Source organism: Serratia sp. LS-1 (assembly GCF_003719595.1).
Lineage (GTDB): Bacteria > Pseudomonadota > Gammaproteobacteria > Enterobacterales > Enterobacteriaceae > Serratia > Serratia ureilytica.
Genome location: NZ_CP033504.1, coordinates 3607412 through 3620648 on the forward strand (window position 1 = coordinate 3607412; position 13237 = coordinate 3620648).

At 61.8% G+C, this 13237-nt stretch carries 10 protein-coding genes; 5 read left to right on the forward strand and 5 right to left on the reverse strand.

The window, feature by feature from the left end:
* Positions 1–27: 27 nt before the first annotated feature.
* The 3 genes from pgk to EDY99_RS17265 all read right to left on the reverse strand — a co-directional run bounded on the left by pgk (position 28) and on the right by EDY99_RS17265 (position 3550).
* Positions 28–1191, reverse strand: coding sequence for a phosphoglycerate kinase (gene pgk / locus EDY99_RS17255; RefSeq protein WP_025160206.1), 1164 nt, complete (start codon positions 1189–1191; stop codon positions 28–30).
* Positions 1192–1261: 70 nt separating this feature from the next.
* A complete protein-coding gene (gene epd, locus EDY99_RS17260; protein ID WP_004931582.1) occupies positions 1262–2278 on the reverse strand; it encodes an erythrose-4-phosphate dehydrogenase in 1017 nt (338 codons plus the stop codon).
* Between the two features lie 312 nt (positions 2279–2590).
* The gene (locus EDY99_RS17265; RefSeq protein ID WP_273866173.1) at positions 2591–3550 is read right to left on the reverse strand and encodes a LysR substrate-binding domain-containing protein; all 960 of its coding nucleotides are present in this window, start codon (positions 3548–3550) and stop codon (positions 2591–2593) included.
* 82 nt (positions 3551–3632) lie between these two features.
* Between EDY99_RS17265 and EDY99_RS17270 the strand changes: the two genes are divergently transcribed.
* The 5 genes from EDY99_RS17270 (at position 3633) to EDY99_RS17290 (ending at position 10346) form a co-directional block, all read left to right on the forward strand.
* A complete protein-coding gene (locus EDY99_RS17270; protein WP_033652189.1) occupies positions 3633–4718 on the forward strand; it encodes a tartrate dehydrogenase in 1086 nt (361 codons plus the stop codon).
* Between the two features lie 364 nt (positions 4719–5082).
* Positions 5083–6693: a BCCT family transporter gene (locus EDY99_RS17275; protein WP_123061955.1), complete on the forward strand. Its 1611-nt coding sequence runs from the start codon at positions 5083–5085 to the stop codon at positions 6691–6693.
* Positions 6694–6719: 26 nt separating this feature from the next.
* On the forward strand, positions 6720–7844 hold the full coding sequence (locus EDY99_RS17280; RefSeq protein WP_033644732.1) for an aromatic ring-hydroxylating dioxygenase subunit alpha: 1125 nt from the start codon (positions 6720–6722) through the stop codon (positions 7842–7844).
* A 46-nt stretch (positions 7845–7890) separates the two neighbouring features.
* Entirely contained in the window at positions 7891–9339 is a 1449-nt protein-coding gene (locus EDY99_RS17285; RefSeq protein WP_123061956.1) for an NAD-dependent succinate-semialdehyde dehydrogenase, read from the forward strand.
* Between the two features lie 41 nt (positions 9340–9380).
* The gene (locus EDY99_RS17290) at positions 9381–10346 is read left to right on the forward strand and encodes a PDR/VanB family oxidoreductase (protein WP_123061957.1); all 966 of its coding nucleotides are present in this window, start codon (positions 9381–9383) and stop codon (positions 10344–10346) included.
* A 30-nt stretch (positions 10347–10376) separates the two neighbouring features.
* Here the strand turns inward: EDY99_RS17290 and EDY99_RS17295 are convergent, their stop codons facing one another.
* On the reverse strand, positions 10377–11447 hold the full coding sequence (locus EDY99_RS17295) for an ABC transporter ATP-binding protein (RefSeq protein WP_033652192.1): 1071 nt from the start codon (positions 11445–11447) through the stop codon (positions 10377–10379).
* A complete protein-coding gene (locus tag EDY99_RS17300) occupies positions 11440–13209 on the reverse strand; it encodes an iron ABC transporter permease (protein ID WP_033644727.1) in 1770 nt (589 codons plus the stop codon). The genes EDY99_RS17295 and EDY99_RS17300 overlap by 8 nt, the downstream gene beginning before the upstream one ends.
* Positions 13210–13237: the final 28 nt, after the last annotated feature.

Consider the following 13237-nt stretch of genomic DNA (forward strand, 5'->3'; position numbering starts at 1 on the left):
GGCGGCTTTCGCCTCCCGTTGTCTGAATTACTGCTTAGCGCGCTCTTCCAGCATCACGACTGCAGGCAGCGGTTTCCCTTCAACGAATTCCAGGAATGCGCCACCGCCGGTGGAGATGTAGGAGATTTTGTCAGCGATACCGAACAGATCGATGGCTGCCAGAGTGTCGCCGCCGCCAGCGATAGAGAAAGCGTCGCTATCGGCGATCGCGCGGGCGACAATTTCGGTGCCCTTACGGAAGTTAGGGAACTCGAATACGCCAACCGGGCCATTCCACAGAATGGTTTTGGCGTTCTTCAGGATAACGGCCAGACGCTCGGCAGAGACGTCGCCCATATCCAGAATTTGCTCGTTGTCCTGGATCTCGTTGGCCTGCTTCACGGTCGCGGTCGCGGTCTCAGAGAACTCGGTCGCCACGCGCACGTCGGTCGGCACCGGAATGTCGCAGGTTTCCAGCAGTTTCTGCGCGTTCGGGATCAGATCCGGTTCGTACAGGGACTGGCCCACGTTGTTGCCCTGCGCCGCCACGAAGGTGTTGGCAATGCCGCCGCCGACGATCAGCTGATCGGCGATTTTGGACAGGGAATCCAGCACGGTCAGTTTGGTGGAGACTTTAGAACCGCCCACGATGGCGACCATCGGACGGGCCGGGTTACCCAGGGCTTTGCCCAGCGCTTCCAGCTCGGCGGACAGCAGCGGGCCGGCACAGGCGACAGGCGCGAACTTGCCCACGCCGTGGGTGGAAGCCTGCGCGCGGTGCGCGGTGCCGAACGCGTCCATCACGTACACGTCGCACAGCGCCGCGTATTTCTTGGACAGGGTTTCGTCGTCTTTCTTCTCGCCCTTGTTGAAACGGACGTTTTCCAGCACCACCAGTTCACCTTCGGCGACGTCGACGCCATCCAGATAATCCTTCGCCAGACGCACTGGGGATTTCAGGTGATCTTTCAGGTAGTTGACCACAGGCAGCAGGGAGAATTCTTCGTTGTACTCGCCTTCGGTAGGACGACCCAGGTGGGAGGTTACCATCACGCGGGCGCCTTGCTTCAGCGCAGCTTCGATAGTCGGCAGGGAAGCGCGGATACGCGCGTCGGAAGTCACTTTACCGTCTTTTACCGGCACGTTCAGATCGGAGCGGATCAGTACGCGTTTACCCGCCAGATCCAGATCGGTCATCTTAATTACAGACATGGTGAACCCTCTTTATTGAATCTCTATAAAATTGCCTGAGCAGCGCGCCAATCACGCCGGCGCCGCCGTACTAGAAACCGCTGGCGGCCATTGCCCGTGTTGTATCCAACATCCGATTGGCAAAGCCCCATTCATTGTCGCACCAGACCAAGGTCTTTATCAGGTGCTGCCCGCTGACCCGGGTCTGCGTACCGTCGACGATAGCGCTGTGCGGGTCATGGTTAAAATCGATCGAGACCAATGGTAATTCCGTGTAGTCAACTATACCACGAAATGATTCCCGTGCGGCCTTTTGCAACAGCTGGTTGACCTCCGCCACCTTCACTGCGGCGCTCACGCTGACGCTAAGATCGATAGCCGTCACGTTGATGGTCGGCACGCGCACCGAGATAGCCTCGAAGCGATCGCAAAACTGCGGGAAGATGCGGGTGATGCCCGCGGCCAGCTTGGTATCGACCGGAATGATCGACTGGCTCGCCGCGCGGGTGCGCCGCAAATCCGCGTGATACGCGTCGATCACCGGCTGATCGTTCATCGCCGAGTGAATGGTGGTCACGGTGCCGGACTCGATGCTGTAGGCGTCGTCCAGCAGCTTGATCACCGGAATAATGCAGTTGGTGGTGCACGAGGCGTTGGACACGATGCGATGTTCCGCCAGCAGCGTCTGATGGTTGACGCCGAACACGATGGTGGCGTCCAGATCGTTGCCGCCCGGATGGGCGAACAGCACTTTCTTCGCCCCCGCCGCCAGATGGGCCTCGCCATCCGCCCGGCTGCCGTACACGCCGCTGCAGTCCAGCACCACGTCGACGCCCAGTTCGCCCCAGGGCAACTGCTCCACCGCCGGTTGGTGCAACAGGCGAATCGCGTCGTCTCCGACGCTCAGCGTGTCGCACTCTTGCCGCACATCCCAGGCGAAGCGGCCATGGCTGGAGTCGTACTTCAGCAGATGGGCCATGCCTTCGGCGTTCGCCAGCTCATTGATCGCCACCACGGAGATTTCCGCCCGTCGGCCCGATTCGTACAGTGCGCGCAATACGCTGCGGCCGATGCGGCCAAAGCCGTTTATCGCTATGCGGATGGTCATGCTGCTCCTGAAAAAGGGCCGTCCACGCCGGGTTGACTCACCGGCGCCGCCCGGCGCTGACTGGTTGTCTCACTAACCCGCATAGAGTAGTGGATCGTACCGCCCGCTGTGAATCGCCGAGTTTGCATTATTCCCGCGCTTCAGCGGTTTTTCACCGCCGTCACATCGGCATTTCTGTCGAAGAGTGCTTCAACTGAAACGCTTCAGCTGAGCATAAACCAAAGTTTTGGCAAAAGGAACACGTGCGACAGTTCCTCAGGTAACGGATGGGAATTTTACGAGCATAAGATGATCTGGCGCACATTTTTGGCCTTAAGACCGCGACGGATTTTCACTCGCCGGCACCGTTTCGCCGTAGTGCTCACAAAAATAGTCGCGCAGAAATTCGACGGTCACCCGCACTTTCGCCGACGTTGCCAGCCGGGAAACGTACACCGCCCAGATATTGGCCGGCTGATAATACTCCGGCAGGATGTGCACCAGTCGGCCGCTGTCGATGTTCTCTTTCACGTCCCAGGCGGAACGCAGCGCGACGCCCTGCCCGTCCAGGCACCACTGATGCACGATTTCGCCGTGGTTCGACGCCAGCGCGCCCGTCACCTTTACCGTTTCTTCACCGCTCGGCCCCTGCAGCCGCCACAGCCCGAACGGATGATCGCGTTCTTTGATCACCAGACAGGAACGGCCCGCCAGCTCCGCCGGGTTTTTCGGCGCCCCGTGGCGCTGCAGGTACGCCGGCGAAGCGCACAGGATGCGCTGGTTGTCCGCCAGCTTGCGCGCAATAAGATTGGGGGCGATATCGTCGCCGATGCGGATATCCAGATCGAAACCTTCGCTGACCAGATCCACCAGCCGATCGGAAACGTCGAGCCGCAGTTCCAGCTGCGGATACTGCCGCGCCAGCGCCGACAGCGCCGGCGCGACGAAACGCCGGCCAAAGCCGAAGCTGCTGACCACTCGCAGCATGCCCTGCGGCGCCTGGCGCACTTCGGACAGCTCGTCCATCATCTGATCGACATCGTTGAGAATGCGCTGCGCCCATTCGTAGATGCGCTCGCCGTCTTCGGTGATCGCCACCCGCCGCGTGGTGCGGTGCAGCAACGACACGTCCAGCGTCTTCTCCAACAGCGCGATGCGCTTGCTGATAAAGGCCGGCGAAACGCCCAACTCTTCGGCGGCGGCGGCAAACCCGGCGCGGCGCGCCACCAGCACGAACACCCGCAGGTCACTCAGGATCGGCATATTGTTCATGATTCGTGTTTTATGTTTCACCGTTTTCAGGATTGATTAACAGTTAGTCAATTATAGGATAACAGTGTTGTCAATCTCCCCTACCTACAAATGAGACCTCTGTATGAGCAAAACTTACAAGATTGCCGCCATCCCCGGGGACGGGATCGGGCGGGAAGTGTTGCCGGAAGGCATACGAGTATTGCAGGCGGCGGCGGCGCGCTGGGATCTGTCGCTGGAATTCGCCACCTTCGAGTGGGCCAGCTGCGACTACTACCAGCACCACGGCCAGATGATGCCGGACGACTGGTTCGAGCAACTGAAAGGCTTCGACGCCATCTATTTCGGCGCCGTCGGTTGGCCGGACACGGTGCCCGATCATATCTCGCTGTGGGGTTCTCTGCTGAAATTCCGGCGCGACTTCGAACAGTACGTCAACCTGCGTCCGGTGCGGCTGTTTCCCGGTGTGCCCTGCCCGCTGGCGAACAAGCAGCCGGGCGATATCGATTTCTACGTGGTGCGCGAAAATACCGAAGGGGAATACTCCTCGCTCGGCGGACGGATGTTCGAAGGCACCGAACGCGAGATGGTGATCCAGGAATCGGTCTTCACCCGTCAGGGCGTGGACCGCATCCTGAAGTACGCCTTTGAGCTGGCGCAACAGCGCCCGCGCAAACGCCTGACCGCCGCCACCAAGTCCAATGGCATGGCCATCAGCATGCCGTACTGGGATGAGCGCGTGGCGGAGATGGCGCGCCAATACCCTGATATCGCCTGGGACAAACAGCACATCGATATTCTGTGCGCGCGTTTCGTGCTGAACCCCGAACGCTTCGATGTGGTGGTCGCCTCTAACCTGTTCGGCGATATTTTGTCGGATCTCGGCCCGGCCTGCACCGGCACCATCGGCATCGCCCCCTCGGCCAACCTGAACCCGGAGCGCAACTTCCCGTCGCTGTTCGAGCCGGTGCACGGCTCGGCGCCGGACATTTTCGGCAAAAACATCGCCAACCCGATCGCCATGATCTGGAGCGGCGCGATGATGCTGGACTTCCTCGGCGACGGCGATGCCCGCTACCGCCAGGCGCACGACGGCATCCTGCAGGCGATTGAGCGCATTATCGCCGACGGGCCGCGCACGCCGGACATGCGCGGCGACGCCTCCACCCAGCAAGTCGGCCAGGCGATCGCCGCCCTGCTGCAACGCTGAACGCCGCAGATTTTCCCGTGCAGGGCGCCCTTCCGCGCCCTGCTTTGCCACGTCCGTTTTTCCGCTTCGATCGCTGCCGCAAATCCGTTGAAAACCACCGCAGAAGGCACGCCAACACCCCGGTCAAGATCACAACAAATTGTTTACATACTGTGTTTTATCCTTTTACAGATGCCCCAATTGTGGCCCTCCTGTAATTTGTGCACACTCGAAAATGTTAATGAAGAGTGAATATTCCCGGTAGCGACCCACCGGGCGGTTTGCTCCTCGCGGTGTAACAAAACAAATGGTTTAAGCCAATAAGGCCCGGGCGCACCCTACGCTTTGCGCACCGGCCCACCACCGATAACAGGAGTTCACTCCCATGCAGAGCAATCCCAAAAAGGATGTCACGCTCATCGCCATCAGCCTGTGCAGCATTGCGCTGATCGCCCTTTGCCTGATGCTCTTTCCGGCTCAATCCGCGCTTATCGCCAACACCATTTTCAACGGCGTCACCCGGCTGTTCGGTTCAACCATTCAAATCCTGGTGCTGATCGCCCTGCTGGTGGTGCTGTATCTGGCGTTGAGCAAATACGGCAATATCCGCCTCGGCGAAGGCAAACCGCAATACTCCACGCTGGCCTGGCTGTTCATGTTCATCTGCGCCGGCCTGGGCTCGTCCACCCTGTACTGGGGGGTGATGGAATGGGCGTATTACTACCAGACGCCGGGGCTGAACATCGCGCCGCGCACCCCGAAGGCGCTGGAATACAGCATCAGCTACTCCTTCTTCCACTGGGGCCTGAGCGCCTGGGCGACCTACGCCCTCGCCTCGCTGATCATGGCCTATCACTTCCACGTGCGTAAGAACAAAGGGCTCAGCCTGTCGGGGATCATTTCCGCCATCACCGGCGTGCGCGCCAACGGCCCGGTCGGGCGGGCGGTGGATCTGATCTTCCTGGTCGCCACCGTCGGCGCCCTCACCATTTCACTGGTGCTGACCGCCTCCACCTTTACCCGCGGGCTGACGGCGCTGACCGGCATCCCGGACAACTTCGCGGTGCAGGCGACGGTGATCCTGCTGGCAGCGGTGATCTTCTGTCTCAGCTCTTACATCGGCATCGACGGCGGCATGCAGCGCCTGAGTAAAATGGTCGGCTGGGGCGCATTCGCTTTCGCCGGGCTGGTGCTGCTGGTCGGCCCGACCGAATTCACCATCAACAACACCATCAACGCCATCGGCCTGACGGCGCAAAACTTTCTGCAGATGAGCCTGTTCACCGATCCGATGGGCGACGGCAGCTTCAGCCGCAGCTGGACGGTGTTCTACTGGCTGTGGTGGATCTCCTATACTCCGGGCGTGGCGATGTTCGTCACCCGCGTCTCGCGCGGCCGCAAGATTAAAGAAGTGATCTGGGCGTTGCTGCTCGGCAGCACCCTCGGCTGCTGGTTCTTCTTCGGCTCGCTGGAAAGCTACGCCATGCACCAGTTCATCAGCGGGCAGCTCAACGTGCCGGAGATCCTCAGCACCCAGGGCGGCGAAACCGCCGTGCAGATGCTGCTGACGGCGCTGCCGCTCGGCAAGCTGTTCCTCGCCGCCTATCTGTTCATCATGATCATTTTCCTGGCCTCGCACATGGACGCCGTGGCCTACACCATGGCCGCCACCAGCACCCGCAACCTGCAGGAGGGGCAAGATCCCAGCCCGATGCTGCGGCTGTTCTGGTGCGTGGTGATCACCCTGATCCCGCTGTCGATCCTGTTTACCGGCGCCTCGCTGGACACCATGAAAACCACGGTGATCCTGACCGCACTGCCGTTCCTGCTGGTGCTGCTGGTGAAAACCTACGGTTTCGCCCGCTGGCTGAAGCAGGACTACGCGGCCATCCCGGTGCACCTGATCGAAAGCAGCCCGCCAACGCTGCCCGAAGCGCCGCCGGCCGGCGAACTCTCCGCTCCATCGTCGTATCAACCGCGCCCTATGGCGAAATGACAATAAGAAAAGAGGAAGGTTAACTTATGAGCACTCTGATCCCTGAATTTACCTTACCGAAAGATTTCTGCGCCGACGCACGCGAGGCCTACACCATACCGGCCCGGTTCTACACCCACCAGGCGGCGTTCGAGCACGAAAAAGAGCAGGTGTTCGCCACCAGTTGGATCTGCGTGGCGCACCGCAGCGAGCTTGCCCAACCGAACGACTACATCACCCGCGAGATCATCGGTGAAAACATTCTGGTGGTGCGCGGCCGCGATAACGTGCTGCGCGCCTTTTACAACGTCTGCCCGCACCGCGGCCACCAACTGCTGGCGGGCGACGGCCGGGCGAAAAACGTCATCACCTGCCCTTATCACGCCTGGGCATTCAAGCTGGACGGCGAGCTGGCGCACGCACGCAACTGTGAAAACGTGCAGAACTTCGATAAAGAAAACTCGCACCTGGTGCCGGTGCGGGTCGAAGAGTACGCCGGGTTTATTTACGTCAATCTGGACTCGCAGGCCGGCACGGTGGAAGACCAACTGCCGGGCCTCGGCGCCAAAGTGCGCGAAGCCTGCCCGCAGGTCGACGATCTCAAGCTGGCGGCGCGTTTCGTCACCCGCACCCCGGCCAACTGGAAGAACATCGTCGACAACTACCTCGAGTGCTACCACTGCGGCCCGGCGCATCCCGGCTTCGCCGACTCGGTGCAGGTCGATCGCTACTGGCACACCCTGCACGGCAACTGGACGCTGCAGTTCGGCTACGCCCGTCCCTCCGAGCAGTCGTTCAAGTTTGAAGAGGGCAAAGAATCCAGCTTCCACGGCATCTGGCTGTGGCCGTGCACCATGTTCAACATGCCGCCGCTGGAAGGCATGATGACGGTGATCTATGAGTTCCCGGTCGATGCGGAAACCACCCTGCAGCACTACGACATCTACTTCACCAATACCGATTTGAGCGACGAGCAGCTCAAACTGATCGACTGGTACCGCGACGTGTTCCGCCCGGAAGATTTGCGGCTGGTGGAAAGCGTGCAAAAAGGCCTGAAGTCGCGCGGCTATCGCGGCCAGGGGCGCATCATGGCCGACGGCGCCGGCAGCGGCGTCAGCGAACACGGCATCGCCCACTTCCACAACCTGCTGGCGCAGGTTTATCAACCTTGATGCGACGGGGCCCGCGGGCCCCTTTCCCCTGACTTGTGAGGTTCTTGTGAAAATTTCCGATCGGGCGCTATTCCGCCAACAGGCATATATCAACGGCCAATGGCGCGACGCCGACAACCAGGAAACCCTGCCGGTGAGCGATCCCGCCACCGGCCAACTCATCGGCAGCGTGCCCAACATGGCGACGGCCGAAACCCAACGGGCGATCGACGCCGCCCAGCAGGCGCTGGAAGGCTGGCGCGCGCTGCCGGCGCAACAGCGCGCGCAGCTGCTGCGGCGCTGGTTTGAACTGATGCTGGAACACCAGCAGGATCTGGCCAACCTGATGACGCTGGAGCAAGGCAAACCGCTGGCGGAATCGCTGGGTGAGATCCGCTACGCCGCCTCCTTTATCGAATGGTTCGCCGAACAGGCCAAGCGCGCCAACGGCGACATCATTCCTTCGCCGAGCAGCGATAAACGCCTGATGGTGCTGAAACAGGGCATCGGCGTGTGCGCGGCGATCACGCCCTGGAACTTCCCGGCGGCGATGATCACCCGCAAGGCTGCGCCGGCCCTGGCGGTCGGCTGTACGCTGGTGGTCAAACCCGCCAACGAAACCCCTTATTCGGCACTGGCGATGGCCGAGTTGGCCGAGCGCGCCGGCATTCCCGCCGGGGTGTTCAATGTGGTGACCGGCAATTCGCAGGCGATCGGCGCCGAGCTGACTCGCCACCCGCAGGTGCGCAAACTCAGCTTTACCGGCTCCACGCCGGTGGGCCGCCTGCTGATGCGCCAAAGTTCGGACACCATCAAGAAAGTGTCGCTGGAGCTGGGCGGCAACGCGCCGTTCATCGTATTTGACGATGCGGACATCGATGCCGCGGTGGAAGGCGCGCTGATCGCCAAGTATCGCAACGCCGGGCAGACCTGCGTCTGCGTCAACCGGTTCTACGTGCAGCGCGGCGTTTACCCGCAGTTCGCCGAGAAGTTTGTCGCCCGCGTGGCAGCGCTGCAGGTCGGCAACGGCTTCGAAGCCGGCGTACAGATTGGCCCGCTGATCAATCGCAAGGCGCGCGATAAGGTGTTGGAGCTGCTCGATGACGCGCTGAGCAAAGGCGCTCAGGTGCTGACCGGCGCCACGCCGCACGCGCTGGGCGGCAATTTCTTCACCCCGACGGTGCTGGGCGACGTGCAGCCCGGCTCGCTGCTGCTGGAAGAAGAGATCTTCGGCCCGGTCGCGCCGCTGGTGATATTCGATGACGAAGCCGAGGCGATCCGCCAGGCCAACGACACCATTTACGGCTTGGCCGCTTACTTCTACACCCGCGATGCGGCGCGCATCTGGCGCGTTTCGGAACGGCTGGAGTACGGCATGGTCGGCATCAATACCGGGCTTATCTCCAACGAGGTGGCGCCGTTCGGCGGGGTGAAACAGTCGGGGCTGGGGCGTGAAGGCTCCGAATACGGCATCGAAGACTATCTGGAGCTCAAATACCTGTGCCAGGCGGTATAACTTTTTCATGCGCGGGGACGCCCGCGCTTTGGAGCCAATGAATGACCAGCTATCAGATGCTTGATGTCCGCGTCGTCGACATCGAAACCGTCACCGCACGGGTCAAGCGCTTTACCCTGGCGGATCCGCAAGGCCGGCCGCTGCCCGCCTTCAGCGGCGGCAGCCACATCATCGTGCAAATGCAGGACGGCGAGCAGCGCTACAGCAACGCCTATTCGCTGCTCAGCTCACCGTTCGAACTCGAGCATTACCAGATCGCCGTTCGGCGCGAGTCTCCTTCCAAAGGCGGTTCCGACTTCATGCATGACCGGCTGGCGGTCGGCGATACGCTGACCATCAGCACCCCGAATAACCTGTTCGCGCTGGCGCCGGAAGCGCAACATCACGTGCTGATCGCCGGCGGCATCGGCATCACGCCGTTTATGGCCCATCTGCATGAGCTGCAACGCAGCGGCCAACGCTACCATCTGCACTACTGCTTCCACAGTGAAGAGCACAACGCCTTCCAGCAGCAGCTGATGCAAGCGCCGTTCGCAGACAACGTCAGTTGCCATGTCTCCAGCCTCGGCGGCCGGTTGGATCTGGCGCGCACGCTGGCCGATGTGGAACCCGGCGCCCATATCTACGTCTGCGGCCCGGCGGCGCTGAACGAAGCGGTCTACCGGATCGCCGCCGAACGGGGTATCGATGCCGGTCGCTTGCACAGCGAAGCCTTTGCCGCCGAAGACACGGCGGGCGGTGCCTTTACGCTGGTGCTGGCCCGCTCAGGTATTGAGCTTGAAGTGGCGGAAGACATGACCATCCTGCAGGCGCTGGAAAACAGCAAGGCGGCCAAGGTCGAGTGCCTGTGCCGCGAAGGCATTTGCGGCACCTGCGAAACCCGCATCGTCGAAGGGGAAGCCGATCACCGCGATCAGTATCTCAGCGAGGAAGAACGCGCGGCGCAGCAGACCCTGTTGATCTGCTGCTCGCGCGCCAAAGGCAGCCGGCTGGTGCTGGATTTGTAAAAGGAGCGCCCGCAACGGCGGGCGTCCTGGTTAAGCTTTCGGGAATATCCACAGATGCTCGGCCGGCAGGGAGAGCCGGCACAGCGCCCGATCGCGCGCCTCGTGGCCATAGGCGCGTACCACGAAATCTTCGGCCACGGTGCGGAACAGGTATTCCCAGCGATCGCCGAGATACATGCTGGTCAGCAACGGCAGCTCAAGCTGATTACCCTGTGGATCTTCACCCAACCGCACGCGCTCCACGCGGATCACCGCCGTGCCCTCCTGCCCGACCTGCACGCCTTCGCCCGCTTTGCCCCACAGCGCCCAATCCTTACCTTCGATGCGCGCCCGGCCATCTTCCAGCGCCACGATCTTGCCAGGCAACCGGTTGTTGCTGCCCATGAATTCGGCGGTGAACAGCGTGGCGGGCGAACCGTACATCTCCTGCGGCGTGCCCTGCTGTTCGATTTTGCCGTTATTGAGCAGCAGGATGCGATCGGAAATGGCCATCGCTTCGTTCTGATCGTGGGTCACCATCAGCGCCGACAGACCGAGCTTGATGATCAGCTCGCGCAGAAATACCCGCGCTTCTTCGCGCAGCTTGGCGTCGAGGTTGGACAGCGGCTCATCCAGCAGGATCACCGGCGGGTTGTAGACCAGCGCACGGCCGATCGCTACCCGCTGTTGCTGGCCGCCGGAGAGCTGGTGCGGATGGCGCTTGGCCAAATGCCCCAGCCCGAGCTGATCCAGCACCGCCTGTACCCGTTGGGCGATTTCCGCCGAGGCGGTCTTACGCAGCTTCAGCGGATAAGCGACGTTCTCAAACACCGTTTTATGCGGCCACAGGGCGTAGGACTGAAACACCAGCCCCAGGTTGCGCTCTTCGGCGGGAATTTCGCTGCGCGCGCTACCGTTGTAAACCGCGCTGTCGCCGATGACGATCCGCCCCTGGCTCGGCTTCTCCAGCCCGGCCACCGCCCGCAGCAACGTGGTTTTGCCGCTGCCCGACGGGCCCAGCAGCGAGACCACTTCGCCCCGTTTCAGATCCATCGACACCCCTTTCAGCACCGGGTTGTCGCCATAGGTCAAATGCAGGTTCTCTACCGAAAGTTCAATCATGTAATTTCACTCCAAAGCGCAAAGCGATCCCCAGCCCCAGCACCACCAGCAGGATATTGATGAACGACAGCGCGGCGACGATATCGATGGCGCCCGCGGCCCACAGGGAAACCAGCATCGAGCCGATGGTTTCCGTGCCCGGAGACAGCAGATACACCCCGGTGGAATATTCGCGTTCAAAGATCAGGAACATCAGCAGCCAGGAGCCGATCAGGCCGTAGCGCGACAGCGGAATGGTAACGTGTCGGGTGATCTGGCCGCGGCTGGCGCCGGCGCTGCGCGCGGCTTCCTCCAGTTCCGGCCCTACCTGCAGCAGCGTGGAAGAGATCAGCCGCAGGCCATAGGCCATCCACACCACGGTGTAGGCCAGCCAGACGCTGAAGATGGTGCTGCGCAGCGAACGCAGCCAGACGATCACGTTCTCGCGCAGCCATTCGGCCATCGGCAGCACGGACAGCCAGCCTTCCTTGAGCGATTTATCCAGCCACATCGGCAGGAACAGGAACACCCACAGGAACGCCAAACCGGCCAACAGCCCCGGCACCGCGCGCGGCACCAGCACGCTGTAGTCGAGGAAGCGCGTGGCGCCGTCCGGCTTGCGGTGCATCGCGATGCCGATAAACAGATAGCACGCGACCGCCAGCGCCCCGCCGATCACCCCGATCGCCATCGAGTTGACGATGGCGCGCAGCAGGTTGGGCTGCGCCCAGATGGTGCGGAAGGTGTTGATCGACAGTTCGTCCCAGACAGACACGCCCACGCCCCAGTTGGAGATAAAGGCGCGCAGCACCACGCCGATCAGCGGCACGCCGATGGTCACGGTCAGCCAGAACATCACCACCGCGCCGGCCACCCAGCGCCATTTGCCCAGCGGCAACGCGCGCGCCTGCGAGGCTTTGCCCTTGACGGTGACGAAACGGTTGGCGGTACGCATTAGCCTGCGCTGCAGCATCACCAACGGAATGGTGATGCAAATCAGCACCACTGCTACCGCCGCCATCAGGTGGTAAGACGGCGTGCCCAGCTTGTTGGTCAACTGATACAGGTAGGTCGCCAGCACCAGGTTGCCCTCCGGATCGCCCAACACCAGCATCAGGCCGAACACCTCCAGCCCGAGGAAGAACAGCAGCACCCCGGCGTACAAGATAGACGGCCGCACCATCGGCAGGCTGACGGCGGTCATCACCTGCAGCGGCGTAGCGCCGGCGGTGCGCGCCGCTTCTTCAACGTCTGAGCCCACGCTGCGCAGCGCCGAGGAGATGTACAGGTAGGCGTGGGGCACGTGCGTCAACCCGGCGATAACCACGATGCTGGCCATCGAATAGATGTTCCACGGCACGAAGCCCAGCAGCGCCTCCGCCCACAGCGAGAAGAAGCCCACCGGCCCCGCCGCCACCACGTAACCGAAGCCCAGCACCATCGGCGACACGAAGATCGGCACCAAAATCAGCGGTTCGATGATCCGCCGCCCCGGCAGATCGGTGCGCACCATCAGGAAGGCCAAAATGCCGCCGAGCGGGATAGCGATGATTACCAGGCCGAATGCCAGAATAAAGCCGCTTCTCAGCGCCTTGTAGAAATCCGGATCGGTAAAGATGAACTCGAAGGCCTCCAGGCTGAAGACCTTGGAGGGAGAGAAAAACGGAGCCGAGAGGAAGCTTTGAATGATGATAAACGACAGGGGGACATAGATAACCAGCGCGGTTATCAACACCACCAGGCCGCGCGGCAGGCTCTGCCACTTTCTGCGCCATGCTTGCATAAATGCTCCCTATGGTTGTAAACGACGA